Origin of the sequence: Actinomadura mexicana (assembly GCF_900188105.1) — a bacterium.
Lineage (GTDB): Bacteria > Actinomycetota > Actinomycetes > Streptosporangiales > Streptosporangiaceae > Spirillospora > Spirillospora mexicana.
The window spans coordinates 114,772-140,293 of sequence record NZ_FZNP01000017.1; the positions used below are offsets into that span (position 1 = coordinate 114,772).

The window sequence follows — 25,522 nt, forward strand, 5'->3', positions numbered from 1 at the left end:
CATGGCCGATGCGGCCGATCTGACCGCGACCGAACTGCTCGCGGAGTACCGGGCCGGGGCGCTGTCCCCGGTCGAGGCCGCCGGGGCCGTCCTCGCCCGGATCGAGCGGGACGACCCGGAGCTCAACGCGTTCTGCCTCCTCGACGAGGAGACCACCCTCGACATGGCGCGCGCCGCGACCGAGCGGTGGCGGCGCGGCGCGGCGCTCGGGCCGCTGGACGGCGTGCCGGTCTCCGTCAAGGACGTGCTGCTCACCCGCGGCTGGCCGACGCTGCGCGGCTCCAGGACGATCGACCCCGCCCGCACCTGGGACGAGGACGCGCCGTCCGTCGCCCGCCTGCGCGAGCAGGGCGCGGTGTTCGTCGGCAAGACCACGACGCCGGAGTTCGCGTGGAAGGGCGTGACCGACAACCCGCTGACCGGCGTCACCCGCAACCCGTGGGACCCCTCCCGCACGCCGGGCGGGTCGAGCGGCGGCGCGGCGGCGGCGGTCGCGGCGGGCATGGCGCCGCTCGCCCTCGGCACCGACGGCGGCGGCTCGGTGCGCATCCCCGCCGCCTTCACCGGCACCTTCACGATCAAGCCGACGTACGGCCGCGTCCCGCACTACCCGGCGAGCCCGTTCGGGACGCTCGCGCACACCGGCCCCATGACCAACACCGTGGCGGACGCGGCCCTGCTGCTCGACGCCGTCTGCGGGCCCGACGGCCGCGACTGGTCGTCGCTGCCGCCGCCGGACGTCGCGTTCGCCGAGGCCGGGGTCGCCGGCGCCGGGCGGGACGACCTGACCGGCCTGCGCGTCGCGTTCAGCCCCGACCTCGGGTTCGCGGAGGTCGATCCGGAGGTCGCGGCGCCGGTCGCGGCCGCCGCCGAGGTCTTCGCCGAGCTCGGCGCGAAGGTCGAGCGGGTCGACCCCGGCTTCGGGGATCCGGTCGAGGCGTTCGAGGTCCTGTGGTTCGCGGGCGCCGCCAAGGTCGTCGAGCACCTGTCGCCCGAGGAGCGCGGGCTGCTCGACCCGGGCCTGCGGGAGATCTGCGAGCAGGGCGCGCGGTACTCGGCGCTGGACTACCTGACGGCCACGGCCCGCCGCATGGAGCTCGGCCGGGTGATGGGCCTGTTCCACGAGCGCTACGACCTGCTGCTCACCCCGACGACGCCGATCGCCGCGTTCGAGGCCGGCCTGGAGGCCCCGCCGGGCTCGCCTTCCCCGCGCTGGACGGGCTGGACCCCGTTCACCTACCCGTTCAACATGACCCAGCAGCCCGCGGCGAGCCTGCCGTGCGGCTTCACCTCCCGCGGCCTGCCCGTCGGCCTCCAGGTCGTCGGCGCACGGCACGCCGACGCCCTGGTGGTGGCGGCGTGCGCCGTCTACGAGCGGGCGCGGCCGTGGACACGGTTCACGCGAAGGTGATGACCGCGCGGCCCCGGTGGGCGCCCTCGTCCATCGCGGCGAGGACGCCCGGGGCCTCGTCCAGCGTGACGGGGGCGACCTCGGGGACGATCCCGTGCGCCACCGCGAACGCGAGGGTGTCGCGCAGGTCGTGCGGGGAGCCCGACGGCACGCCCATCACGCGCAGCCGGCCGGCGACCAGGGCCATCGGCGGCACGCTCACGTTCTCGGCGCCCATGCCGAGGTAGAGCAGGGTCCCGTCCGGGCGCAGGCCGCCGAACGCGGCGAGCCCCGTCGCGGTGTCGGGCGCGGTGTTCACCACCAGGTCGGCGCCGCCCCACGCCCGCAGAGCCTCGGCCGGGTCCTGCTCGCCGGTCGCGACGAACAGTTCGGCGCCGAGGCCGAGGGCCTCCTTCTCGGCGCGGCGCGACCGCGACACCACGGCGACGCGGGCCCCCATCGCGGCGGCGAACCGCTGGGCCATCGTCCCGACGCCGCCGGTGCCGAGCACGGCCACCTTCGACCCGGCGACGGCCCCGGCCTGCCGGAGCCCGTTGAACGCGGTGAGGCCGGCGCACATCAGCGGCGCGCCCGCGACCGGGTCCAGGCCGTCCGGCAGCGGGGTGACGAACCCGGCGCGGCCGACGAAGTACTCGGTGTACCCGCCGTCGCGGTTGACGCCGGTGACCTGCTTCGGCGCGCCCGTGCACAGGATCTGGTCGCCGCGGGCGCACTGGTCGCAGTGGCCGCAGGACCCGTGCAGCCAGGCGGCGCCGACCGCGGTGCCGGCCTCCGGCCAGCCGACGCCCTCGCCGAGCGCCGCGACGACGCCGCTGATCTCGTGTCCGGGGACGACGGGGAACGTTCCGAACGGGTAGTGGCCCCGCAGGTGGTTGACCTCGGAGTAGCACATCCCGCAGGCGGTGACCCGCACCAGGATCTCGCCGGGGCCGGGCCGGGGCACCTCGCGCTCGACGATCTCCAGCGGCCCGCCCGGGGCGGTGAGCACGGCGCTGCGCATGGCGGCGCCCCCTCTCGTGTCGTGACGGCCGGTCGGCCGTTTCGTAGCATCGGTATAGCGATTACTGTACTCGCGCTATACGACACTGCATAGCGCTGCTCGGAAAGTTTTGTAACATCGTTGTTGTGACCGCTCAGAAGGATCCCGACACCCGCGACCGCATCCTGCGCGCGGCCGCGCGGCTGCTCACCGAGGCCGGCGGCGAGCCGGTCTCGACGCGGGCCGTGTGCACCGCCGCCGGGGTCGGGGCGCCGACGCTCTACCACCACTTCGGCGACAAGCGCGGCCTGTTCGACGCCGTCGCCGCCCACGGGTTCGAGGAGTACCTGGCGGGCAAGCGGGCGCAGGGCGGCACCGGCGACCCGGTCGAGGACCTGCGCCGCGGCTGGGACCTGCACATCGAGTACGCCGTCACCCATCCCGCCTTCTACACGCTGATGTACGGGACGCCCCGGCGGGCGGCCGCCGTGGAGGAGGCGTACGGCATCCTGCTGGGCCTGGTCGAGGCGGCGGCCCGCGCGGGACGGCTCCGCGTCCCGGTCGCCACCGCCGCCCGCATGATCCACGCCGCCGGGATCGGCGTCGCGCTGACGCTGATCGCGAGCCCGTCCGGCGGCGCCGCCGACCGGGACGCCTCGGTCCGGACGCGCGAGGCCGTCCTCGCCGCCGTGACCACCGGCGGCGGCGGTCCGGCCGACACGCCCCTCGCGGCCCGCGCGGTGGCGCTGAAGGCGGCACTGCGGTCCGCTCCGCCGACCGGGCTGACCGCCTCGGAGGCGGCGCTGCTCGGCGAGTGGCTGGACCGCCTGGCCGATCAGTCCTGAGGGGCCTCGTCCTTGCGGCGCCTGCGGCGCTTCACGCTGACGCCGCCCCAGGACGCCAGGTCCCTCACCACGACCGTGGGGGAGCCCGCTCAGGGGCCGGGCGGCTCCAGGCGGACGACGACGGACTTGGACGTGGGGGTGTTGCTGATCTCGGCGGTGCTGTCGAGCGGGACCAGGACGTTCGTCTCCGGGAAGTAGGCCGCCGCACAGCCCGGCGCGGTCGGGTAGGAGACGGCGCGGAAGGCGGGGGCGCGGCGCTCGGCGCCGTCCGGCCACTCCGAGACGAGGTCGACGGTCGCGCCGTCGGCGATGCCGAGGCGGGCCAGGTCGGCGGGGTTGACGAGCACGACGCGGCGTCCCGCCCTGATGCCCCGGTAGCGGTCGTCCAGGCCGTAGATGGTGGTGTTGTACTGGTCGTGGCTGCGGATGGTCTGCAGCAGCAGCCGCCCCTCGGGGACCCGCAGGACCTCCAGCCGGTTCACCGTGAGGTTGGCCTTGCCGGTCGCCGTCGGGAACCTGCGCTCGTCGCGGGGCGCGTGGGGGAGCGTGAAGCCGCCCCGCTCGCGGAGCCGGGCGTTGAAGTCCTCGAAGCCGGGGACGACCCGGGAGACGTGGTCGCGGATCACGTCGTAGTCGCGCTCCATCGCCTCCCAGCCGATGCCCGAGCCGGGCAGCGCGGCCCTGGCGAGCCGGCAGACGATCGACACCTCCGAGAGCAGGTGCCCCGATGCCGGGGCGAGGCGGCCGCGGGAGGCGTGCACCATGCCCATCGAGTCCTCGACGGAGACGATCTGCGCCCCCGTCTCCCGCACGTCGCGCTCGGTGCGGCCGAGCGTCGGGAGGATCAGCGCCACCTCGCCGGTCACCGCGTGGGACCGGTTGAGCTTGGTCGACACCTGCGCGGTCAGCCGGCATCCGCGCAGGGCCGCCTCCGTCACGGCCGAGTCGGGGGTGGCGCGCACGAAGTTGCCGCCCATGCCGAGGAACACCTTCGCCCTGCCGTCGCGCATGGCGCGGATCGCCCCGACGGTGTCCAGGCCGTGCTCGCGGGGCGGCTCGAAACCGAACTCGGCGGCGAGGGCGTCCAGGAAGGCGGGCTTCGGCCGCTCCCAGATGCCCATCGTCCGGTCGCCCTGCACGTTGGAGTGGCCGCGCACCGGGCAGACGCCGGCGCCGGGACGGCCGATGTTGCCGCGCAGCAGCAGGAAGTTGACGATCTCGCGGATCGTCGGCACGGAGTTGCGGTGCTGGGTGAGGCCCATCGCCCAGCAGACGACGATCCGCTCGGCGGCGAGGACGTCGCCCAGCGTCGCGGCGATCTCCTCGCGGGTGAGGCCGGTCGCCTCCAGCACCTCGTCCCAGTCCAGGCCGAGGGCGTGCTCCCGGAACGCCGCGAAGCCGTGCGCGTGGGCGTCGAGGAACTCCCGGTCGAGGGCGCCGGGCGCGTCCGACTCCAGCAGCATCCGGTTGAGCGCCTGGAACAGCGCGAGGTCGCCGTTCAGCCGGATCTGCAGGAACCGGTCGGCGAGCACCGTGCCCCGCCCGGCCATCCCGGAGGCGCGCTGCGGGTTCTTGAACCGCATCAGCCCCGCCTCGGGCAGCGGGTTGACCGCGATGACGCGGGCACCCTCCTTCTTCGCCCGCTCCAGCGCCGACAGCATCCGCGGGTGGTTGGTCCCCGGGTTCTGGCCGACGACGAAGACGAGGTCGGCCCGGTAGAGGTCCTCCAGCAGCACCGAGCCCTTGCCGATGCCGATCGTCTCGCTCAGCGCGGACCCGGACGACTCGTGGCACATGTTGCTGCAGTCGGGCATGTTGTTCGTGCCGAACGCCCGCGCGAACAGCTGGTAGGCGAACGCGGCCTCGTTGCTCGTCCGCCCGGAGGTGTAGAAGACGGCCTCGTCCGGGGAGTCCAGGGCGTTCAGCTCGGACGCCAGCAGGCCGAACGCCTCGTCCCACGACACCGGCTCGTAGTGCCCGGACCCGGCGCGCTTCACCATCGGCTCGGTCAGCCGCCCCTGCTGCCCGAGCCAGTGGTCGGACCGCGCGGCCAGCTCCTCGACGCCGTGCTCGGCGAAGAACTCCCGGGTGACGCGCCGCGCCGTGGCCTCCTCCGCGACGGCCTTCGCGCCGTTCTCGCAGAACTCGGCGGCGTGCCGGTGGTCGCCCTCCGGCCAGGCGCACCCCGGGCAGTCGAACCCCTGCTTCTGGTTGACGCGCAGCAGCGTCAGCGCCGTCCGCCGCACGCCCATCTGCGCGTAGGAGTGGCGCAGCGCGGCCGTCACCCCGGGAACGCCCGCCGCCCAGGTCTTCGGTTCCGAGACCTCCAGATCGGCGTCGTCGGAGTCACCGGCGGGCGCCTTGCGCGTCATAGAACACATCCTCGTGGTCGGCCGACATCCCCACTGTCGCACGCGGCGCCGGTTCGGCGCGCTACTGGGGCGGGCCCTCCGTCAGGTGGACGGTGCCCGCCCTGCGGTCGCCCTGGCTCGTCGTCCACTCGATCCGGACGGCGTCGCCCGGATGGCGGGTCAGCATCAGGGTCGTGAGGGCGGCCGGTGTGTCGACCGCTGCGTCGCCGAAGGCGACGATGACGCCGCCGACGGGGACCCCGGCGGCCTCGGCGGGGGAGCCCGGCACGAGCTCGGCGACCAGCGCGCCGGGGGAGCGGCCGTTCGGGCGGACCTTGACGCCGAGCATCGCGGTGCGGCCGATGTGCACGGTCGAGGACGCCTCGCCGCGCTGGATCTGCCGCGCGATCTCCAGCGCCCGGTCGGACGGGACGGCGTAGCCCCGGTGGTCCTTGCGCTTCTCGGCGCCCTTCACCGAGAACCCAGCGGACGCCGCGGTGTTGATGCCGATGACCTTGCCGGAGGTGTCGAGCAGCGGTCCGCCGGAGTCGCCCGGCCGGATCGGCGCGTTCGTCTCGATCAGCCCGGTGAGCCGCTCGGAGGTGCCGTTGCTGTCGTCGCGCGCGGTGACCGACTGCTCCAGTGCGGTGACCTTGCCGGTGACGACCGTGGGCGTGCCGCCCTTGCCGCCCGCGTTGCCGACGGCGGTGACCGTGTCGCCGACCGCGACGCCGCCCGCGGAGGCGAACGCCGCGGCCTTCAGCCGGGCCGCGCCGGCCAGCCGGATCACCGCGATGTCGCCCGCCCGGTCGTAGCCCACGACCTCCGCGGTGTAGCCGCGGCGGTTGTCGACGTCCGTCCCCTTGATCGCGGTGGCGCCCTGGATGACGTGGTTGTTGGTCAGCACGAGGCCGGACGCCGTGAGCACGATGCCCGTGCCGGCGGCGCGGGTGCCGTTCAGCGTCTGCTCGGTCTCGATGTTGACCACGCCCGGCCGGCGCCCGCTGGGCTTGGCGTGCTTGTGCCGGGGGGCGGTGACGGAGGGCGGGACGTCCTGGGGGGTGCCGCTCTCCACGACCCGGCAGCCGGGGGCGAGGAGGGCCAGGAGCGCCACCAGCAGCAACGGGACCGCGGCGCGGGCGCGGCGGCGCCCGGAGTCCTCGCTCACCTGGATGCCTCCTCCCGCAGGTTCCTCCCATGATTCCCGATTCCGGGGGATTAGTCCGAAGTAAGGGGGACTCCGCCGCGCGAACGCCGGCCTGGGCTCAGCGGGTGAAGTAGCGGCGGGGGTTCTCCACGAGCATCTGGTCGATCCGCGCGTCGGAGACGCCGGCGGCGCGCAGGGCGGGCAGGACGTCCTCGCTGATGTGCCGGTAGTTCCAGTTCGGCTGCAGCGCGGGCACCGTCGCGGGGTCGGGGCCGAACCAGTCGATGAAGCAGGACGCGTCGTGGCTGAGGACCATCCGGTCGGCGTAGCCCCGCTCGCACAGGGCCGCCACGGTCGCGACGCGCTCCGCGGTCGAGTTGATGATGTCGAGGCCGAAGCGGTCCATGCCGAGGATCGCGCCGGTGTCGGCCAGCCCCATCAGGTAGTCCAGGTCGTTGCTGTCGCCCGCGTGCCCCACCACGACCTTGGCGAGGTCCACGCCCTCCTCGCCCAGCAGGTCCACGACCGTCCGGCCCGCGTGGATCGAGCTCTCGGTGTGCACGGTGACCGGCGCGCCCGTCTCCCGGTGCGTCGCGGCGACGGCCCGCAGCACCCGCTCGACGCCGGGCGTGAGGCCGGGGGCGTCCACGGCGCACTTGAGGAAGGCGGCCCGGACCCCCGTCCCGGCGATGCCCTCGGTCAGGTCGCGGGTGAAGTCGGCGATCATGGGGTCGGGGCCCTCGTCCACCAGCGTGCCGGGACCCCGGTGGTGGAACTGGAACGGCAGGTCGTTGTAGGTGTAGATGCCCGTCGCCACGAGGATGTTGAGCTCCGGCACCTGCTCGTTGACCCGCTGGATCCGCGGGAGGTAGCGGCCGAGCCCCCACACCGTGGGGTCGGCGATGGTGGTGACGCCGAGCCCGGCCAGCTCGCGCAGCTTGCCGACCGCGTCGGCGACCTTCTCCTCCTCGTCCCACCAGTCGCCCGCGCCGTAGTTCTGGACGTTCTCGGCGCCGAGCACGAAGACGTGCTCGTGCATCAGCGTGCGCCCGAGGGCGGCGGCGTCGACGGGGCCGCGGACGGTCTCAACTGCGGGCATCGGTTCTCCTGCGGTGCGCGGTGCTGCTGCGGGTGCGATACTGGCTCTGCGGGGGGGCATACCGACCGGTCGGTTTCTGGCAAGCTAGGGCGCGGGGCACACCGGAGTCAATGCGGCGCGCGAGGGAGGTGCCCAGGTGACGCATGCCGAGTCGGCGCCCGGCCCGGTGCCGGAGTCCACGGCGCCCGTCCGGCAGAGCGCGGTCGAGCGGCGGATCCTGGAGGCGGCGCTGCGGCTGTTCGCCGAGCGCGGCTTCGACCAGACGCCCGTGCAGAGTGTCGTGGAGGCCGCCGAGGTCACCAAGGGCGCGCTGTACCACTACTTCGACTCCAAGGACGACCTGCTCTACGAGATCTACCACTCGCTGATCGCCCGCCAGCTCGCCGACCTCGGCGCGGTGCTGGCGCGCGGACTGCCGCCGCGCGAGGCCGTCCACGCGGTGCTGACCGGGCTGATCCGCAGCACCGCCGAGCACATCGACGAGGCGAAGGTGTTCGCCCGCGAGATGCACCGGCTGGACCACGCCCGGATGCGCTCGGTCCGCGCCGACCGCCGCCGCTACCACGTGACGTTCCGGGGCCTCATCGAGCAGGGCCAGCGGGACGGCGTGTTCGCCGCCGGGACCCCCGCCGAGACGATCACCATCGTCGCCCTCGGCATGGTCAACCAGATGCCGGCCTGGTACCGCGCGAACGGCCCGAAGCCCGCCGCCCGGCTCGCCGACGAGGTCGCCGGGTTCATCCTCGACGCCCTGGACCGGCCCACGGCCTGACGGCGCCGGGCGGGACGCGGCCTCAAGCGCGGGCAGCCGATCAGAAGGGGAGGCGCTCGGCCGCCGCGACGAGCGCGCCCGCGATGGTGGCGACGGTCAGGACCGACACGCCGGCGAGCACGGCCCAGCGCCCCACCTGGTATCCGGCGGGTACGCGGCCGGCGTCACGGCCGCGCACCGGCCACGGGGCGCGCAGCGGCGCCGTTCCCGGGGGCTCCGGCGGGACGTCGGCGGGCGCGCGGGCGCCGTCCTGCGCACTCGCCGCGGGCAGTCCGGTCACCCAGCCGAGCAGGTCGGCGACGGCGGCGGGCTCGGTGCCGAGGCCGGAGGCGAAGTACCGCACCTGGGCGGCGACCTGGTCGAGCGTGCGCACGGTGTTGCCGAGCCCGACGCGGTCGAGCCATTCTCGCGGGTCGGCGTCGGGATCCAGGCTGCGGCCGATCTCCGTGCGCAGCAGCAGGTCCGTCTTGGTGACGACGACGGCGACGCGCTTCTGCCGCCCCTGGTCGGGACGCGAGCGCAGTTCGTTCAGCACCCGCTGGAGGGTGTCGGCCGGGTCCTCCTCCGACGAGGCGGCGGCCTCGTCGACGAACTCCCTCTCGTCCCCGGTCAGCGACCGGCGGAGCTGGGGGAGCGCGAACGGGTCCACGACGAACAGCAGCGCCTCGCCGTGGTCCAGGTAACGCAGCGACTCGACCTCCGTCGCGCCCGTGTAGTGCTCGCCCGCGGGGTCGAACAGGTAGAGGATGCGCCGCACGCGGCCGGGCAGTTCCACGTCCACCATGGTGGCCTGGGGAAGTTCGGGGCCGGTCTTGGCGAGGCGCCCGCCGCGCTGGAACTCGCGTATCGCGCCCGCGTACGCCTGCGCGTGCCGCTGCTCGACGAACGACAGCCGCCCGTGCACGGCGCGGGCCCGCGCGTGCAGGGCCCGGATGCCGAGGACCATGAAGGTGGTCTTGCCGGCGGCCGGTCCGCCCACGAACGGCAGGGGCTCCACGCGGACGCGCCCGATGCGCTCGGGCAGCCGCCCGCCGCAGTGCGGGCAGTACGCGGCCAGGCGGAACCGCCCGAGCGGGACGGTCGTGGGAAGCCGAGCCCCGCAGCGGCACACGTGCCGGAACGCGCCGCCCGCCCCCGGCGAGAGGCGCCGGTGCCGCGCGCCGCAGCCCGGGCACGCGTACTCCGGCAGCCCGATCCGCTCGTAGCAGAAGGGGTGCGGGCACGTCTGCAGGATGCGGCCGTACCCCATGAAGACGCGTTCGACCGCCGCCAGGACCAGCACGCACGCCAGCCACACCGCCAGCCCGACCGCGGCGACCAGCCCGTACAGGACCGTCAGCGCGAGGACGAACACCGACGCGGGAGCGGCGGCGGCGACGATGCCCGCGCACAGCGCCAGCCAGACCGGGAAGACGAAGAACCCCCACGGACCGCCGAGAAGCGTCCGCGTCAGGCTCAGCACGACGCTCCGGGCCGTCCGGTACACCTGCGGGACGACCGTGCGGCTGATCGTCCACCAGTCGCGCCACACCTGCCCGAGCAGGTAGTGCCGGTAGGCGACGGCGGGCTCGGCGACCGGGGAGGGCCCCTCCAGCGTGGACGGCGCGAGCGTCCGGCACGCGTGCAGGCAGTACACGCCGAGCGCGGCGGCCCCGGCGACGACCAGCGTCGCGGCGAACAGCACGGGGAACACGTACAGGAAACCGAGCCACATGGCGCCCACCCACACGGCGATCAGCAGCAGCACGATGACGGGGTTCACGGTGCGCCCTCCGCGAGAAGGGCCCGCAGCTCGGCCCGCAACTCGGGGCGGCGCGCCAGATGGGAGTCGAGCTGCCTGGCCGCGAGCCACCGCCGGGCCGCCGCCCGCGCCCACGCCTCCAGGGACGGCTCGGCCGCGCCGCGCCCGCGCAGCCGCAGCACCACCTCGACCAGCTCGTTGCGCCGCTCGACCTCGCCGCCGCGCAGCGGCGCGCGGCCGGCGCGGACGCGGCCGGGCAGCTCGGCCGTCCACCGCTCCGCGAGCCGGGCCCTGACGGGGGCGGGCACGGCCGCCAGCAGCTCCGCCCGGAACCCGGGCGGCCGCGGGGACAGCCGCCGCGCCGCGTCGGCGAACGCCTCCCGGGCGAGGCGCTCGGTGGCGCCGCCGGGTTCGGCGAGGCGCTCCAGCGCCCGCGCGGCCCGCGGCGGTCCCGCGGTGATGGCCGTCCCGTACGCCTGGACGAGGGCGGCGTCGCGTCCGGCGGGCCCGTCCGGCATGAGCTCGCGTACCCGCTCGGCGAGCCGCAGGGTCGCCGGGTCGGCGAGGCCGTCGCCGCCGGGGGACGCGAGCCGCGCGAGGGTCCGGGACGCCAGCTCCGCCAGTGCCGGGGGCGGCGGCGCGGGCCCGCGGGCGTCCAGCAGGTCGAGGCATGCGGCGGCGGACGGGGGCGCCGGCCAGATCTCCCGGAGCGCCCCGCCGACGTCGAGGGTGTCACCGCCGTCCAGGCGCAGCAGCTCGCCCGTCACCGCGATACGGCGGGCGGGACGCCTCCGCCCGACCGATGCCAGCACGGCGACCGCGACCACGGGGGCTGCGCGCAGCCGCCCGGCGTGCTCGTAGAGCAGGTCGCAGGTCTCGGGGGTGAGGGCGTCCGCCCGGTCCCTGGATCCGGCGAGCCCGGCGACGACCCCGTCCAGCAGCGCGCCCCGAAGCCCGGCCGGGCAGGCGGCGAGCGCGCCCTCCAGCCCGGCGGGACCGCGCCGGACGCAGCGCGCCGCCGACGCCGCCACCTCGCGAGGGCCGACCGGGACGCCGGCCCGCTCCGCCACGCGGGCCGCCTCCGCGACCTCCGCCAGGCGGGACGCCCCGGCGAGCCTCCCGGACACCAGCTCGCCGACGCGGAGCGCGCACCGGGGGGCGAGGTCCGCCGCGCCGGCCGCCCGCGCCCGGTCCTGCACGGTGAGCGCGAGATCGAGGCCCATGGACGGGACGCCCGGCGCCAGGTCGCGCCACACCCAGGCGGGGACGGCGGTCCCGCGCCGAGCCAGCAGCTCCGCCGCCGCGCCCTCCTCGTCCGGCGTGACGCCGGCGCCGCCCCGGCACAGCGCCAGCAGCGCGGCGGCGCCCTCCCGTGCGGGGTCGTCCGGCGGCGCCAGCTCGGCGAGGGCGTCCAGGCCGCCGAAGTCGCGGGTGCGCCAGCAGCGGGCGACGGTCTCGGCGAAGCGGCCGGCCCGGCCGTCCGGGACGCCGCGGCGAAGGTCGAACGCGGACGCGTGCGAGGCGTGGTTCTGGGCGGTGGCCCAGACGGCGGGCGTCGTGCCGACCAGGCGCTGCGCGGTGCCGTCCGGGTCGGCGGTGTAGGTGACGAACGACAGCCGGGCCGCCGCCGCGACCGGCAGCGAGTACGACACGACCGCGATCCAGCGGGCGATCGCCTCCACGTCGTCGGCGACGAGGACGACCCGCCCGTGGCCCCGCCCGAGCACGCCCGCGACGGCGTCCACCAGATGGGCGAGCAGCGCGTACGGGTCGCCGGGCCCGGCGGCGGCGAGCCAACCGGCGAGGGCCTCCGGATCGAGCGCGGATCCCGGCGTCAGCTCCTCCAGCGGTGCGAGGACGGCCCCGGGCGCGGGCAGCGGCGTCCAGTGCGCGGCCTGCCACAGCTCGGCGGGCCGCAGCCCCTCCAGCTCCTCGGGCTCGGCGACCACCGCGTGCGCGAAGAAGTTGCCGTAGCGGCCCGAGTAGTCGCGGCCGAGGTAGCGGCAGCGCAGCAGCAGGGGCCGGCCGTCCACCTCGTCGTACAGCAGCGAGACGGGGAACAGGTCCAGCTCGGCGTCGCCCGGCGACAGCGGCGCGTCCGGCGGCGGGCGGTAGGACAGGTAGGGCGTGACCGCGGCCCGCGTCCCCTCCGGCAGGCCGGGCGTCTCGGCGACGAACTGGAACCCGGCCCGGCCGGTGGGGCCGCTCCGTGCGGAGGTGTAGTGCAGCTGCCAGGCCACCGCTACGCCCCTCCCGGGCGGACGCCGTCGAGCATCCCGAACCGGTACAGCAGCCACAGCAGCGGATCCTCCGCCCGGTACGGCCGGACGCCGCCCGCGCCGACGCGCCCCTCCTCCGGGACGCCGCCGAGCGCCGACAGGCCGAACAGCGCGTGGTCGGCGTACTGCTGCCCGAGGTAGGTGTCGAGCCGCCCGGCCTGCCAGTCGTGCAGGAGCGCGCGGACCTGCTCGTTCACCGCGTCCCTGTCGTCGAGGTCGAGGACGCCCTGCCCGGACCGCGACCGGTGCAGCGCCGACTGGCGCAGCAGCCCCGGCCGCAGCACGTCGATCTTGGTGAGCGCGACCGCGACCGGGACGGGCAGCGGCTCGCCCGGACGGGTGCCGTGCCGCAGCCGCAGCGCCTCGGTGACGCGCGCGATGACGTCCAGCGGCTCCCCGCCCGGATCGCCTCCGCCCGGATCGTCCCCGCCCGGATCGTCGCCCGCGCGCGGGCCCGGCACCGCGTCCAGCACGCCCGGCCGCGCGCCGGGCAGCTCCAGCGGGTCGACCAGGAAGATGATCGCGTCGGCGGCCTCCAGGTACCGCAGGTGCAGGCCGGTGGCCTCGCGGCTGCGCAGGTCCTCGCCCGCCGTGTCGAACAGCACCAGCGCCAGCGAGTCGTTGCGGGGCCGGGTGAAGCGGCCCTTCCGCGTCCGGGTCCTGGTGAGCAGGTACACCAGCGGCTCGCGCGGGCCGGTCGCGGCGCTCGGCGTCGTCGGCAGCAGCCGCCGCTCCTCCAGCAACGGCCGGGCGAAGTCGCGCTTGTAGCGCTCGATCGTCCGGTCGTCGCACGCGACCAGCGACGCGTCCAGCTCGGTCCCGACCCGGTTCATCAGCTCGTGCAGCAGCACCGCGATGTAGGTGCTCTTCCCGGCGTTCTTCGCCCCGACGAGCGCGACGATCCGGCCGGGGGAGTCGCAGTACGCCGACGGCAGCGGGTTGTGGCACTCGGGGCAGGCGCGGTTCCCGGTCGGCAGCCCGCACCCGGGGCAGTCGGCCCGGCCCCTGCGCCCGTGCGCGGCGAACACCGGCGGCAGCGACGCCCCCGCCGCCGACCCGGTGTACTCGGCCAGCCGCTCGTCCATGACGGGGATGCAGCCCTGCCGCCGCCCGGACTGCCCCCGGCACCGGAACAGGATCCGCTGCGGCGCGACGGAGGCGAAGCAGTAGGGGCAGGTGATGCCCTGCCGGGACGGCGCGCCGGGGATTCCCACCCGGGCCAGGGGTCTCGTCATCAGGGGACCTGGAGTCGGCGGACGGGGGGATCGCTCAGCTCGACGGCGTCGTCGTCGGCGAAGCAGCGCAGCCAGTACGGCCCGGACGCGGACGGCGCGCCGAGCGACAGCTCGCCCGGCACGGGCACCCGGTCCCACGCGCCGAGGGTCTCGCCGTCGGCGGCGCGCTGCGGCATGACCCGCCCGGCGCGCAGCACCAGCGCCAGCCGCGCCACCCGCAGCGGGCGGGAGGAGGTGAGCCGGAGGGTCAGCGTCCGCCGCCACGGCGGGCCCGACCGCAGCACGTCGTAACGGACGATCGTGCGCGCCGCGACCTCCGCCGTCGCCGGCGGGCCCGTCATCCGCGCGCCGCCCACCGTCCCGGCCGCGGCCACGGACAGCGCGACGGGCGCGTCCTCGGGGACGGGCAGCCGGATCCCGCCCTGGGTGTCGTATGCGGCCCGGGTGACGCTCTGCGCGGCCCGGACCGGGACGTGCGCGGAGTCACCGGACGGCGCGGCCTCCGTTCCGGCGTCCCGCCCGATCCGGTAGGCGACCTCGACCTCCGCGACGTCCGGCGGCCAGTCGAACCCGACGTGCACGTACGCGCCGCGCCGCTCGGCGACCAGCCGGCGCGGCGGCGGCAGGTTCACGTGCCGGTGGTAGGCGCCGATCGCGGCCGTGCCCTCCGCGACCGTCACCGCGAGCAGCCACCCCCCGCCGCCCGGCCGCGCCGCGAGCCCGCCCTCCTCCTGCGCGCACGCCAGCCGCCGCGTCTCCCGCCGGACCTCCTCCAGCGGGACGAGCGCGCTGCGCGGCCACGGCGGCGGGCCCTTGCAGAGCACCAGCTCCACCGTCCCGTGCGCGGGCGGCGCGAACCGTGCCCGCACCAGCCCCGGGTCGGACGCGTCGGTCTCGGCGGTCAGCTCGAACACCGGCTCGGGCGGCGCGCTCGGCGTGGCCGACGCCCGCACCCCGTCCGTCACGACCTCGCGCCCGGACGCGTCGAGGTAGACGGCGGCGATGCGGTAGTGGTGCGTCCGCCCGTTCGGGACGCGTTCCCGGAACCCGTCCCGGCCCGCCGCGACGGTCCGCCCCTCCCGCGCCACGACGACCCGCACCGCCTCCGCCGGGCACCGCCAGCGTCCCGTGACCTGCCCGTCCCCGGCGGTCAGCTCGACCTCGCCCGGCTCGGGCCGCACGACCACCGGCCCGGCCACCGCGGGCGCCGCGGCGGCCTCGCCGCGCACCGCGGCCACCCCGTAGTACAGCGGCACGTTGACCGGGGGGCGGGTGTCCAGCGCCCCGCCGACGGCCGTGCCGTCCCGCGCGTCGCGCGGTGCCCTGCCCTCCCGCCGCACGACGTGGTAGGTCACCTCGCCCCCGGTGGACGGCGAATCCTCGAAGGACAGGCGCACCGACGCGCCGTCCACGTCGAGGTGCACCGCCGGCACCGGGCGCGGCGGCAGGCGCCGCTGGTGGGCGGCGGCGCCCGGCAGGTCCCGGACGAGGCGCAGCGCGTCGGCGAGCAGGCGGTGGGCGCGGTCCGGGTCGGGCTCGCCGGCCGCGGCCTCGCGCAGGCGCAGCGCGGTGCCGAGGCGGTGCCGGGCCTCGGCGGCGAGCACCTCCTCCTCGGGCGGCTCGGCGCCGGGGGAGGGGTGCGGGACCCGCGCGGCGTCGGCCAGCGCGGCCGCCGCGTGCACGTCGCCGGCGTCCAGCAGCGCCCGGAGCCGCCCCGCGAGGCCGCCGCCCGGGTCGGTCTCGCGCACGACGGCGAACACCAGGCGGCGGGCGTCGCCCTGCTCGACGCCCAGCTCCTCGGCGGCGTACCGGAGCAGGGCGCGCTCGGACGCCCGCTGCCGCAGGCGCTCGCGGAGCCGGTCGGCGATGTCGAACAGCAGCAGCCCGGGCAGGTCGGCGCCCGAGCGCAGCGCGGCCAGCACGGTGTCGGCGTGCGTGGTGGTGGTGTCGCGGCTGCGGCGCGCCCACTCGGCTCCGGCCGCCGCGACCGCGTCCGCGTCCGGGCGCGGGCCGCCGCCCGGAACGGCGAAGCCGTCCAGGACGCGGATCGGGCCGGTGAGGCCGGCGCCGAAAAGGAAGTCGGCGAGGTGGCGCCTGCCGAGGATCTCCAGCGACTCGCGCACCTTCCGGTACGCGGGATAGGGCGCGGCGGACGGCAGCGGGTCGGGCTCGCGGATCTCGACGCCGTCGGCGGCGGCGAGGCCCGCCAGCTCGGCGCCCCGCACCCCGGTGGTGCGGGCGATGGCCTCGACCTCCGCGGGCGTGGCCATCCGCAGCGTCCCGGCCGCGTCCGCGAGGCGGGCCCGGGCCTCGCCGAGGCGGCGCTCGGCGCGCTCGCGGCCGCCGCGCAACCGTGCCTCCAGCGGGCGCGGGTCGCCGCGCCCGGCGGCGGAGAACAGCGGCGCCAGCTCGCGGTGCTCGGCCTCCAGCCGGTCGATGAGCTTGCGGTACTTCAGCTGCCCGCGCGCCCGCCGCCAGCACTGCCGGACCTGCCTGACCCGCGCCGTGACGGCCGCCGCCTCCAGCGGACCCTCCAGCGCGTACCGGACGCGCAGGTCCTCGGGGGGCCGGTCGCCCGCCGCCCGCGCGGGTTCCAGCACCTCCCGCCGGTAGTCCTCGTCGAACGCCACGGGCGCCTCCAGGGGATCCGCGGCCCGCTCAGCTGACCTGGACCCGGGAGAGGGCCTTGCGGGAGCGCTCGACCTCCTCCTCCGACATGCCGCCGACGTCCACCTTCAGCTCCAGCCGCTCGCCGGTCTCCTTCTCCATCGCCGTGACGTTCAGCAGGCCGGAGGAGTCGAGCGCGAACGTCACCCCGATCGGCCAGCCGGCCTTCTTGCCCGGCGGGACGCGGATCTCCCCGGTCGCGATCTCGGTGTTGTCGATCAGGTCGGCGGACTCCACGACGCCGGCCTGCTCCATCACCCGGATGTCGGCCGAGGACTGGTCGTCGTAGACGGTGAAGAAGTCCTCGGTCTTGGCGGCGGGCAGCTCGTCGTTGGCGTGCACGAGGTGCGCGACGCTCTCGGCCCCGGTCTCCCGGTCGACGACCACGATCCCGAACGCGTGCGAGGCGACCGTCCTGATCTGCCGCCCGGCGATCTGCCGCTGCTGCTCGGCCGACAGGCCGGCCCGGGTCGCCATCTCCTCGGCGCGCTCGGCGGCGCCCTCCCGGACGAGCCGCCGGTAGGTCTCCTCGAACGCGTACAGGGCGGCGCCCTTGGCGACCGCGAGGTCGGGGTCCTGGAGGCGGGGGGCGAGGCCGAGCTCGGTGTGCAGCCGCGCCGCGACGACCGGCATCTTCGTCGAGCCGCCGACGAGCACGAGGTCGTCGTAGTCCTCCACGCCCTTCTCGGCGGCGGTCGCCAGCGTCCGGCCGGTGATCTCGACGGTGCGGTCGAGGAGGTCCTTGGTCAGCTCCTCCAGCTTCTCCCGCGTCACCTCGACCGAGGCGACCCGCCCGCCGTGCATCACCCGGACGGTGTGGGACGTGCGGGTGGTGAGGGCCTTCTTGGCGTCCTCGGCGTCGCGGCGCAGCTGCTGCTCGGTCTGCCGGTCGTCCAGCGGGTCGCCGGCGCCCGGGTGCTCGGCGCGGAACCGCTCGGCCAGGTGCTCCACGAGCCGGGCGTCCCAGTCGGCGCCGCCGAGCTCGTGGTCGCCGTCGGTGCACACCACCTCGATGTGGCCCTCGCGCAGCGCGATGACCGTGGTGTCGAACGTCCCGCCGCCGAGGTCGTACACCAGGATCGTGCGGTCGCTCTCGGGGTTGAGGACGCCGTAGGTGATCGCGGCGGCGATCGGCTCGGACACGATGTCGATGACGTTCAGCCCCGCGATGCGGCCCGCCTTGCGGGTCGCGTCGCGCTCGGCCACGCCGAAGTAGGCCGGGACGGTGATGACCACGTCGCGGGCCTCCTCGCCCGTCGTGGTGCGCGCGTCCGTCGCCAGCTTCAGCAGGATGAACGCCGACACCTCCTCGGGCGTGAAGTCGATCCCGTGGACGGGGCGCGTGACGTCCCGGCCCATGTCCCGTTTGATCAGGCTGACGACGTTGTCGGGCTCCAGGACCGCGGTGTCCTTCGCGGTCTGGCCGACGACGACGTTCTCGCCGCTCTCGAAGAACACGACGGACGGAGTGGTGTCGGTGCCCTCCAGGTTCCGCTGGACCGCGGGCCGGCCCACATCGTCGATGGAGGCAATGCAGGAGTACGTCGTTCCCAGGTCGATCCCGTAGACGGCCATGTCCCTCACCCGCTGTTCGTCGTCTGTCCGTTGTGCGCCGCCTCGCCGGCGGCCGCCGGCTCGGCGAGCCTGCCGACGCTGACCGCCGCCTTGCGCAGCACCTTCCCGCTCTGCTCGAACCCGTCGGACTGCACGGCCGTGACGGTGCCGTCCGCCACGGGGTCGTCGACCGGCGTGACCGCGACCGGACGGTGCCGGGACGCGTCGTAGGGGGCGCCCGGCTCGACGGTGAACCGCTCGACGCCGAGCCGCGCGAGCGCGTCGGAGACGTCGTCGGCCAACGCCGCCAGCAGCACCGCCGTCCGCCGCGGGTCGGGCGCCTCGGTGAGATCGGGTGCGCGGAGCCGGTCGGACTCGCGGCGCGCCTGGTCGTGCAGCCGGTACAGCGCCGCGCGGACGGGCTCCAGCATCGCCTGCAGCTCCCCGCGCCGCAGCCGCTGGTTCTCCTCGTGCAGCCGGTCGATGACGGCCTCGCGGTGCTCCGCGCGCTCCCGCTCGCGGTCGAGGCGGGCGGTGAGCCCGGCGAGGGCGTCCCTCACCTCGGCGTGCAGCATCGCGCCGGCGTCCCCGGCGTCCCCGGGGCGCGCCGGCTCGGGCCCGGTACCGGAGGCTTCACTGACTGGGGGTTCCCCGTCCCTCGACACGTAGAGTCACCTTAATGCTGGACGGCAGGAGACGTCAGGCCAACCGATGACCTCCACCGGACTCTAGTTTGACCCGCGCCCGCCGTTCCAGCACCGACTTTCCGTGCCGCTTTCTTGGGACGACACGTCTGGGTAACACGGGGGAAACGGGTGTCGCCGAAGCTGGGGGCCTCGCACGGAGACTGGAGGTGGCCGATGTTGCTGCGGATAAGGGTGCGGCTGCCGGACCGTCCCGGTTCGCTGGGGCAGGTCGCGCGCACCCTGGGCGCGGCGGGGGCGGACGTCGTCCAGATGGCGGTGCTGGAGCGCGACAACGGCCGGGCGATGGACGACTTCACCGTCGTGTGGCCCGCGGGGGCCGACTCCGAGCGGCTGGCCGCGGGGCTCGGCACGGTGCCGGGGGTGGAGGTCGTCGGGATCTGGCCGACCGCCGAGCCGCAGGGCGCCTTCCCCGACGCGGCCGTGATCGGTCAGGTCGCCGCCGTCCCGGAGCGCGGCCTGGAGATCCTCGCCGACGCGGTCCCGGCCGTCCTGAGCGCCGACTGGGCGGGCCTCGCCGAGCTGAAGGGGGAGGACGAGGCGGTCCTGGTGCACGCCAGCGCCGGCGGCGAGCCGGGCGCCGGCCTGCCGGAGCTGCGGCCGCTGCGGCCGCGCGCGTTCACGGCGCAGGACGGCACGCGCTTCGCGGTCTGCCCGCTCGCCTCGGGCGGGGTCGCGCTGGTGGTCGCCCGGACGGGCGCGCCGCCGTTCCACCGGACGGAGGTGTTCCGGCTGGAGCAGCTCGCCGGGGCCGCGGACGCCGTCCTGCACCGCGCCCGCGGCGCGGCGCCGCTCTGAGCGCCCGTGGCGCCGCTTCGAGCGCCCGTGGCGCCGCTTCGAGCGCCCATGTCACTGCTCTGGCCGCCCGTGTCGCTTCGGTTCCGTGTCAGTCCAGCAGGGCGAGGACGGCGTCCAGGTCGGTGAGGCCGGCGTCGGAGCCGAGCCCCTGGGCGACGGTGGCCGCCGCGGCGGTGCCCCAGCGCGCGGCCTCCAGGACGTCCTCGCCGTGCGTGAGGCCGGTGATGAACCCCGCGCAGTACGCGTCGCCGCAGCCGGTCGTGTCGACCACCTCGGCGGGCAGCGCCGGCAGCCGGTGCACGCCCTCGGCGGTGGCGACGAGGCTGCCGTCCCCGCCGAGCGTGACGACGACCGTGCCCGGCCCGCGTGCGAGCAGCGCGGCGGCGGCCCTCTCCGGGTCGTCCTCTCCGGTCATGAGGGCGGCCTGCTCCCCGTTCGGCAGGAAGTGGTCGACGTGGGGGAGGAACGCGGCGGCGCCGTCCAGCAGGTCGGGCATGTTGGACAGCAGGTCCATCGTCACGACGGTGCCGGCCTCACGGGCCGCGGCGAGCACGGCGAAGAAGGCCGGGTCGTTGAGGCCGAACGTGACGTCGGGGCCGCCGAGGTGCACGGCGCTCGCCGCGGCCAGCAGTCCCGGCCCGACCGCGTCCGCGGTGAGGGTCAGGTTCGCGCCGGGGACGTGGAAGCTCGGCCGCCCGCCGTCCGGCCGGATCGGCAGGATCGACGCGCTGGTCTGGTCGGCGGCCCGCCGGACGAGCCCGCGCACGTCCACGCCCTCGCGCGTCATGATCGTGACCAGCAGGTCGCCGAGGTCGTCGTCGCCGATCGCGCCGACCGAGACGACCTTGTTGCCGAGGCGGGCCAGGGCGACGGCGGTCCCCGCGGCGGCGCCCGCCGCGGTCACCCGGATCTGCTCGACGACGACGGTGTCCTGACCGTCCGGGATGCCCTCCACCGGGCGGGCGAGCACGTCCAGGACGTGCGCGCCGAGAGTGACGACGGTCATGGCCGGCCCCCTTGTGATCGTCAGGGCCGTAGCGTACGCGGTGCAGGCCACAGAACGTGAGAGGTATTCGCATGTTGTTGAGGGACGAGCGGGACGCGCTGTGCGGGATCGGCCGGCGGCTGGCGGGGACCGGGCTGGTGACGGGCGCGTCGGGCAACGTCAGCGTCCGGTCGGGCGATCTGGTCGCGGTCACGCCGGGCGGGATGATGCTCGACCGGATGGAGCCGGCCGACTGCCCGGTCGTGGACGTCGCGGGCCGATGGGTCGACGGGGACAAGGCGCCGTCGTCCGAGACGCCCATGCATCTCGCCCTCTACGAGGCGACCCCGGCCGCCGCCATCGTGCACACGCACTCCACCTACGGAGCCGTGGTGGCGACGACCATGTCCGAGCTGCCGCCGATCCACTACAACACGCTCCTGCTCGGCGGCGTGGTGAAGGTCGCCGAGTACGCCACCTACGGGACGCCCGAACTGGCCGAGAACGTCCGGACGGCCATGGCGGGCGGCAAGCGCGCCGCGCTGATGGCCAACCACGGGGGCGTCACGATCGGCCGCGACCTGGAGGAGGCGTACGAGAACGCGCGCCTCCTGGAGTGGCTCTGCGGCGTCTACGTCCGCGCCAGGACGATCGGGGAGCCGCGCGTCCTGACGGAGGAGGAGCTGGCGAAGGTGGTCGAGCGGGGGCTCGCGCCGCCCGACTTCCCCCGCGTGTAACCTAACGCTTGTTAGGTCACTCTGGGAGGCCCGCCTTGCCCTTCGTCCTGGTCGACAGGCCGCGCCCGAACGTCACCCTCATCACCCTCAACCGGCCCGAGCGCATGAACGCGATGGCGTTCGACGTGATGGTCCCCTTCCGGGAGGCGTTGGAGGAGGTCGGCCGCGACAACGGCACCCGCGTCGTCGTCATCACCGGCGCCGGGCGGGGGTTCTGCTCGGGGGCCGACCTGGAGAACCCGGGGAGCATCCCGGGCATCGACGGGCTGACGCTCCCGACGATCGCGCTGCGCTCGATGGAGCTGCTGGACGACGTGGTGCGGGCGATGCGGCGCGTCCACCAGCCGGTCATCGCGGCGGTCAACGGCCCGGCGATCGGCGGCGGCCTGTGCCTGTCGCTCGCCGCCGACATCCGGCTGGGCGCGGAGACGGCCCTGTTCCGCGCGGCCGGGATCAACAACGGGCTGACCGCGAGCGAGCTCGGCCTCAGCTACCTGCTTCCGCGCGCGATCGGCGCGTCCCGCGCGTTCGAGCTGATGCTGTCCGGGCGCGACGTGGAGGCCGCCGAGGCCGAGCGGATCGGCCTGCTGTCCCGCGTCGTCCCCGGGGACGAGCTCCTGGACGCCTGCTACGAGCTGGCCGAGCGGATCGCCGGGTTCAGCCGCCCCGGCACCGAGCTGACGAAGCGGATGCTGTGGTCGAGCCTGGACGCCGCGAGCCTGGACGCCCATATGGGGCAGGAGGGGCTCGCCCAGCTGTTCGTCCGCCTCACCACCCACAACTTCGAAGAGGCGATCAAGGCGCGCCGCGAGCACCGTCCCCCGGACTTCCAGGACTGACGCACACCGGCCGGGTCCGCCGCTGGTACGACCACGCCGCGGCGCCCAGCGCCACGCCGTAGGCGGCGAACGCGCCGATCCCGCACGCCGCGACCGTCCAGCCGGACCATCCGCTGATGAGCCCGTCGCTGGGACGAGCCTCTCCGCGCCACCGCCGCAGGGCCTCCCGCCGCGGGGCGATCGCCCTACCCCGCCCGGGGGAGCGGCATGGCAGGCTGAGGGGGTGCCCAAGCTTGCGCCGGACGAGGCGCGCCGCCTGCTGACCACCGTGCCGGTCGCGCGCCTCGCGACCGTGGGGGAGGACGCCCGCCCGCATCTCGTCCCCGTGACGTTCGCCGTCCACCGGGGCGCCGTCTACACGGCCGTCGACCACAAGCCCAAGACCACCCGGGATCTGCGGCGCCTCGCCAACATCCGGGCCAACCCGCGCGTCGCGCTCCTGGCCGACCACTACGAGGACGACTGGGACCGCCTCTGGTGGGTCCGCGTGGACGGCCACGCGACCGTCGTCGACGACCCCGCCCGCAAGGCCGCCCCCGTCCGCCTCCTGGCGGACCGCTACCCCCAGTACCGCGAACGCCCGCCCGTGGGCCCGGTCATAGCCATGACGATCGAAGCCTGGACAGGCTGGTCCGCGTCCTAGAGGGAGCGCTGGAAGGTCGTGACGGCTTCGGCGACCTTCTCGGGGAACTCCACGTGCGGGTGGTGGCCGGCGCCGTCCAGCAGGACGACCTGGCCGTTCAGCCTCCGGCCGACCCATTCGGCCTCGGCGGCCGGGTCGGGCCAGTCGATGTCGCCCGTGCCCATGATGACGAGCGTGGGCGCCTGCACCCGGTCGAGCCGCGCCTCGGACTCGGCGTGCGACATGCTCAGGTACTCGGCGATGACCTTGTCGCGGCCCGGCTCCTTCAGGTTCGCCCTCAGCCTCGCCTTGTGCTCGGCGAAGTCGGCCGGGGGCTTGGGCTCCCACTTGGGGTAGTAGGACAGGTAGAGCGGCAGGGCCAGGCCGGGGGCCCGCATGAGGGCGATGGTCAGCTTCATCGCGAACCCGGCCTTGCCGTCCCGGACGAACGGCGCGGCCAGCACGAGTCCCCTGACGAGTTCGGGTGCCTCGGCCGCGACCCACACGGCCGCGGCGGCGCCGTTGGAGCAGCCGTAGACCAGCGCCGGTCCCGCGTCCAGGTGCTTGAGCAGGGCCAGCAGGTCGCGGGCCAGCGGCGTGCTCCCGTACTCCGGCCACCGGGCGCTGGTCTCGCCCATCCCGCGCTGGTCGACGGTCACGACGCGGTACCCGGCGTCCAGAAGCAGCGGCCGCAGGAACCGGTACTGCGACCGCAGGTCGAGCATCGAGGGCAGGCACACGATGAGCGGGCCGTCGCCGTCGTCGTCGTAGGCCAGCCGTCCGCCGGGAAGGTCCAGGAACCGGGTCTCGCTCATCGCGCACTCCTTAAAGGTCTGTAGCCCTATAGCTAATGAGATTAGCTTTGGGGTGGACGGAAGTCAAGAGCAGTGCTCTCGGAATCAGTCCCAGGCCTCGCCGAGCCTCGCGAGGTCGCCGGCGTACTCGATGCGGGCGGACCACTCGCCCGGCCAGGCGTCCATGCCGAGGTGCGCGCCCGCGAACGCGCCGGCCAGGCACGCGATCGAGTCGGAGTCGCCCGAGCTGGCGGCGCCGCGCCAGATCGCCTCGACCGGCTCGTCCGGGAAGAGCAGGAAGCACAGCAGACCGGTGGCGAGCGCCTCCTCGGCGACCCAGCCCGCGCCCGTGGCCGCGCAGGGGTCGGACGTCCGGTCCCCGCGCGCGACGGCCTCGTCCAAGCGGTCGAGGACGGCCAGGCACTCGTCCCAGCCCCGGGCGATGAACGTCCCGGGGGTGTCCATGCCCGGCCGCTGCCACAGGGTGCCGAGCCAGCGCTCGTGGTAGACGGTGCGCTGCTCGCGGCAGCGGGCCCGGAGCGCGGCGGGCAGGTCGGACGGGGCCATGCCGTCGGCCAGCCACCGGACGGCGAACGCCGTCAGCTCGCTCGCCGCGAGCCCGGTCGGATGCCCGTGCGTGAGAGCGGCCTGGAGCTGCGACGCCCCGGCCCGCGTCTCGTCCGTCAACCCCGGGGCCAGGCCGACCGGCGCGACGCGCATGTTGGCGCCGCACCCCTTGGAACCCGCCACGGTGGCCTCGACCCAGGGTGTCCCGGCGGCCAGGTTCCGGCACGCGTCCAGGCAGGTGTGCCCGGGCGCGCGGTTGTTGTCGGGGCTGTTCAGCCAGTCGACGAAGCGCCGCCGCCACATCGGGGTGATCAGATCGGGCGTGAACGGGGGGCTCGCCAAGGCGTCCAGCAGTCCGAGCCCGACCGCGATCGCCATCTGGGTGTCGTCGGTGACCAGGGCCGGGTCCCCGTTGAGCTGCGTGGGGCCGTGCTCACCGAACCGCCGGTGGATCTGCTTCATGGTGAGGAACTCGGTGGGCGCGCCCAGCGCGTCCCCGTACGCCAGCCCGAACATCGCCCCGCTCGCCCGTCTCATGGGCGGCATTCTTCCCTAAACCGTACAAGCGTCGCGGTAACCGCCAGGGGTCACGCCGTAGCAGCGGACGAACCACCGCGTCAGATGGCTCTGGTCGGCGAAACCGGTGCCGGCCGCCACGTCCCCGATCGCCTCGCCCCTGGCGATCAGGCGGCGCGCCGCGCGGAGGCGGAGCTGGCGCTGGTAGTCGCTCGGCGCCATCCCGTACTCCCGCCGGAACCCCCGGTAGAGCGCGAACCGGCTGCACCCCGCCGCCTCCGCCAGCGCGTCGGCGCCGATGTCGTCGGTGTAGGACTCCTCAAGGCGCCGCCGGGCCCGCTCGACGAAGCCGCCTGCGGGCGTCGCGCGCAGCCGCCGCGTGGCGGCCCGGTCGACCAGCGTCCCGACGGCCGCGGTCAGCAGCTCGTCGCGCCGCAGGGCCGGCGCGCCGCCGAGCAGCGCCGCGTGCAGCCCGCGCAGGGCCCCGGCGGCGGCGGGGTCCGCCACGACGGGCGCGTCGAACAGCGGTGCTCCGACCGGGCGCGCCGCGATGTCGGCGAGCACGTCCGAGATCAGCCCCGCGCCGATATGGACGATGCGGTAGGTGAAGCCGAGCTCGTCGGCGGCGTGGCCGTCGTGCGGGTCGTCGGGGTTGAACGCGATGACCATCCCGGCCGCGCTCGTGTGGGCCCCGCCCCGGCACCGGAACGCCTGGTAGCCGTCCTCGGTGACGCCGAACGAGTACGTCTCGTGGCTGTGCCGGTGGTAGGCGTGCCGCTCGAAGTGGGCGTGCATCGCCTCCAGGGGACGGTCGGGCGACCGCCAGTACCTGCTCCAGTCCACGCCTCAAGTCTGGCGCACGAGCGTTCAAGACGGCGCC

Annotated in this window: 21 protein-coding genes; 7 read left to right on the forward strand and 14 right to left on the reverse strand. The window is 75.6% G+C overall.

The genetic code is table 11. The features are described 5' to 3' along the window. The first annotated feature begins 1 nt into the window (after position 1). Positions 2-1,411, forward strand: a complete 1,410-nt coding sequence (locus CHC11_RS33195; protein ID WP_089315825.1) for an amidase — start codon at positions 2-4, stop codon at positions 1,409-1,411. Here CHC11_RS33195 and CHC11_RS33200 read toward each other — a convergent pair. Further along, on the reverse strand, positions 1,398-2,411 hold the full coding sequence (locus tag CHC11_RS33200; RefSeq protein WP_089315826.1) for an alcohol dehydrogenase catalytic domain-containing protein: 1,014 nt from the start codon (positions 2,409-2,411) through the stop codon (positions 1,398-1,400). The two genes, CHC11_RS33195 and CHC11_RS33200, sit on opposite strands and share 14 nt — an antisense overlap. A gap of 125 nt (positions 2,412-2,536) precedes the next feature. Here CHC11_RS33200 and CHC11_RS33205 point away from each other — a divergent pair, with 125 nt between their 5' ends. Further along, positions 2,537-3,235 (forward strand): TetR/AcrR family transcriptional regulator, encoded by a 699-nt coding sequence (locus tag CHC11_RS33205; RefSeq protein ID WP_089315827.1) that lies wholly within the window; start codon positions 2,537-2,539, stop codon positions 3,233-3,235. An 89-nt stretch (positions 3,236-3,324) separates the two neighbouring features. Here CHC11_RS33205 and CHC11_RS33210 read toward each other — a convergent pair whose 3' ends face one another. From CHC11_RS33210 to CHC11_RS33220, 3 genes are all read right to left on the reverse strand, one after another. Then, positions 3,325-5,607, reverse strand: a complete 2,283-nt coding sequence (locus tag CHC11_RS33210; protein WP_089315828.1) for an FdhF/YdeP family oxidoreductase — start codon at positions 5,605-5,607, stop codon at positions 3,325-3,327. Positions 5,608-5,668: 61 nt separating this feature from the next. After that, positions 5,669-6,754 (reverse strand): S1C family serine protease, encoded by a 1,086-nt coding sequence (locus CHC11_RS33215; protein WP_089315829.1) that lies wholly within the window; start codon positions 6,752-6,754, stop codon positions 5,669-5,671. A 97-nt stretch (positions 6,755-6,851) separates the two neighbouring features. Then, positions 6,852-7,832: a phosphotriesterase family protein gene (locus tag CHC11_RS33220; RefSeq protein WP_089315830.1), complete on the reverse strand. Its 981-nt coding sequence runs from the start codon at positions 7,830-7,832 to the stop codon at positions 6,852-6,854. Between the two features lie 136 nt (positions 7,833-7,968). Between CHC11_RS33220 and CHC11_RS33225 the strand changes: the two genes are divergently transcribed. After that, positions 7,969-8,604 carry a TetR/AcrR family transcriptional regulator gene (locus CHC11_RS33225; RefSeq protein WP_245920084.1) on the forward strand — a complete coding sequence of 212 codons (636 nt, stop codon included), beginning with the start codon at positions 7,969-7,971 and terminating at the stop codon, positions 8,602-8,604. A gap of 40 nt (positions 8,605-8,644) precedes the next feature. On the opposite strand, the gene CHC11_RS33230 is transcribed toward CHC11_RS33225, so the two are convergent. Genes CHC11_RS33230 through CHC11_RS33255 form a run of 6 tightly spaced genes read right to left on the reverse strand, consistent with a single transcriptional unit; the run spans position 8,645 to position 18,745 of the window. Further along, positions 8,645-10,366: a TRAFAC clade GTPase domain-containing protein gene (locus tag CHC11_RS33230; RefSeq protein WP_089315831.1), complete on the reverse strand. Its 1,722-nt coding sequence runs from the start codon at positions 10,364-10,366 to the stop codon at positions 8,645-8,647. Next, positions 10,363-12,585, reverse strand: a complete 2,223-nt coding sequence (locus CHC11_RS33235; RefSeq protein ID WP_089315832.1) for a GAP1-N2 domain-containing protein — start codon at positions 12,583-12,585, stop codon at positions 10,363-10,365. The genes CHC11_RS33230 and CHC11_RS33235 overlap by 4 nt, the downstream gene beginning before the upstream one ends. Positions 12,586-12,587: 2 nt before the next feature. Then, on the reverse strand, positions 12,588-13,859 hold the full coding sequence (locus CHC11_RS33240) for a TRAFAC clade GTPase domain-containing protein (protein WP_089315833.1): 1,272 nt from the start codon (positions 13,857-13,859) through the stop codon (positions 12,588-12,590). Then, the gene (locus CHC11_RS33245) at positions 13,859-16,489 is read right to left on the reverse strand and encodes a SaeA-related protein (protein WP_089315834.1); all 2,631 of its coding nucleotides are present in this window, start codon (positions 16,487-16,489) and stop codon (positions 13,859-13,861) included. The genes CHC11_RS33240 and CHC11_RS33245 overlap by 1 nt, the downstream gene beginning before the upstream one ends. Before the next feature lie 28 nt (positions 16,490-16,517). Continuing rightward, complete coding sequence (locus CHC11_RS33250) at positions 16,518-18,101, reverse strand: Hsp70 family protein (protein WP_089315835.1); 1,584 nt, start codon at positions 18,099-18,101, stop codon at positions 16,518-16,520. 5 nt (positions 18,102-18,106) lie between these two features. Beyond that, a complete protein-coding gene (locus CHC11_RS33255; RefSeq protein ID WP_245920087.1) occupies positions 18,107-18,745 on the reverse strand; it encodes a nucleotide exchange factor GrpE in 639 nt (212 codons plus the stop codon). 195 nt (positions 18,746-18,940) lie between these two features. Here CHC11_RS33255 and CHC11_RS33260 point away from each other — a divergent pair, with 195 nt between their 5' ends. Beyond that, on the forward strand, positions 18,941-19,582 hold the full coding sequence (locus tag CHC11_RS33260) for an ACT domain-containing protein (protein ID WP_089315837.1): 642 nt from the start codon (positions 18,941-18,943) through the stop codon (positions 19,580-19,582). A gap of 88 nt (positions 19,583-19,670) precedes the next feature. On the opposite strand, the gene CHC11_RS33265 is transcribed toward CHC11_RS33260, so the two are convergent. Further along, the gene (locus tag CHC11_RS33265) at positions 19,671-20,588 is read right to left on the reverse strand and encodes a carbohydrate kinase family protein (protein WP_089315838.1); all 918 of its coding nucleotides are present in this window, start codon (positions 20,586-20,588) and stop codon (positions 19,671-19,673) included. Between the two features lie 71 nt (positions 20,589-20,659). Here CHC11_RS33265 and CHC11_RS33270 point away from each other — a divergent pair, with 71 nt between their 5' ends. From CHC11_RS33270 to CHC11_RS33280, 3 genes are all read left to right on the forward strand, one after another. After that, on the forward strand, positions 20,660-21,304 hold the full coding sequence (locus CHC11_RS33270; RefSeq protein WP_089315839.1) for a class II aldolase/adducin family protein: 645 nt from the start codon (positions 20,660-20,662) through the stop codon (positions 21,302-21,304). A 35-nt stretch (positions 21,305-21,339) separates the two neighbouring features. Beyond that, entirely contained in the window at positions 21,340-22,143 is an 804-nt protein-coding gene (locus CHC11_RS33275; protein ID WP_089315840.1) for an enoyl-CoA hydratase, read from the forward strand. A gap of 223 nt (positions 22,144-22,366) precedes the next feature. Continuing rightward, positions 22,367-22,786 (forward strand): TIGR03668 family PPOX class F420-dependent oxidoreductase, encoded by a 420-nt coding sequence (locus tag CHC11_RS33280; RefSeq protein WP_089315841.1) that lies wholly within the window; start codon positions 22,367-22,369, stop codon positions 22,784-22,786. Here the strand turns inward: CHC11_RS33280 and CHC11_RS33285 are convergent. From CHC11_RS33285 to CHC11_RS33295, 3 genes are all read right to left on the reverse strand, one after another. After that, a complete protein-coding gene (locus CHC11_RS33285) occupies positions 22,783-23,580 on the reverse strand; it encodes an alpha/beta fold hydrolase (protein ID WP_089315842.1) in 798 nt (265 codons plus the stop codon). The two genes, CHC11_RS33280 and CHC11_RS33285, sit on opposite strands and share 4 nt — an antisense overlap. 84 nt (positions 23,581-23,664) lie before the next feature. Continuing rightward, entirely contained in the window at positions 23,665-24,663 is a 999-nt protein-coding gene (locus CHC11_RS33290; protein ID WP_245920089.1) for an ADP-ribosylglycohydrolase family protein, read from the reverse strand. Positions 24,664-24,678: 15 nt separating this feature from the next. Then, complete coding sequence (locus CHC11_RS33295) at positions 24,679-25,485, reverse strand: AraC family transcriptional regulator (protein ID WP_245920091.1); 807 nt, start codon at positions 25,483-25,485, stop codon at positions 24,679-24,681. Positions 25,486-25,522 lie beyond the last annotated feature (37 nt).

Excerpts from the sequence above, each read along its gene's own strand:
- CHC11_RS33195 (WP_089315825.1), top strand. The coding sequence starts at position 2 with ATGGCCGATGCGGCCGATCTGACCGCGACCGAACTGCTCGCGGAGTAC.
- CHC11_RS33200 (WP_089315826.1), bottom strand. The coding sequence starts at position 2,411 with ATGCGCAGCGCCGTGCTCACCGCCCCGGGCGGGCCGCTGGAGATCGTC.
- CHC11_RS33210 (WP_089315828.1), bottom strand. The coding sequence starts at position 5,607 with ATGACGCGCAAGGCGCCCGCCGGTGACTCCGACGACGCCGATCTGGAG.
- CHC11_RS33220 (WP_089315830.1), bottom strand. The coding sequence starts at position 7,832 with ATGCCCGCAGTTGAGACCGTCCGCGGCCCCGTCGACGCCGCCGCCCTC.
- CHC11_RS33240 (WP_089315833.1), bottom strand. The coding sequence starts at position 13,859 with ATGACGAGACCCCTGGCCCGGGTGGGAATCCCCGGCGCGCCGTCCCGG.
- CHC11_RS33250 (WP_089315835.1), bottom strand. The coding sequence starts at position 18,101 with ATGGCCGTCTACGGGATCGACCTGGGAACGACGTACTCCTGCATTGCC.
- CHC11_RS33260 (WP_089315837.1), top strand. The coding sequence starts at position 18,941 with ATGTTGCTGCGGATAAGGGTGCGGCTGCCGGACCGTCCCGGTTCGCTG.
- CHC11_RS33265 (WP_089315838.1), bottom strand. The coding sequence starts at position 20,588 with ATGACCGTCGTCACTCTCGGCGCGCACGTCCTGGACGTGCTCGCCCGC.
- CHC11_RS33270 (WP_089315839.1), top strand. The coding sequence starts at position 20,660 with ATGTTGTTGAGGGACGAGCGGGACGCGCTGTGCGGGATCGGCCGGCGG.
- CHC11_RS33285 (WP_089315842.1), bottom strand. The coding sequence starts at position 23,580 with ATGAGCGAGACCCGGTTCCTGGACCTTCCCGGCGGACGGCTGGCCTAC.
- CHC11_RS33290 (WP_245920089.1), bottom strand. The coding sequence starts at position 24,663 with ATGAGACGGGCGAGCGGGGCGATGTTCGGGCTGGCGTACGGGGACGCG.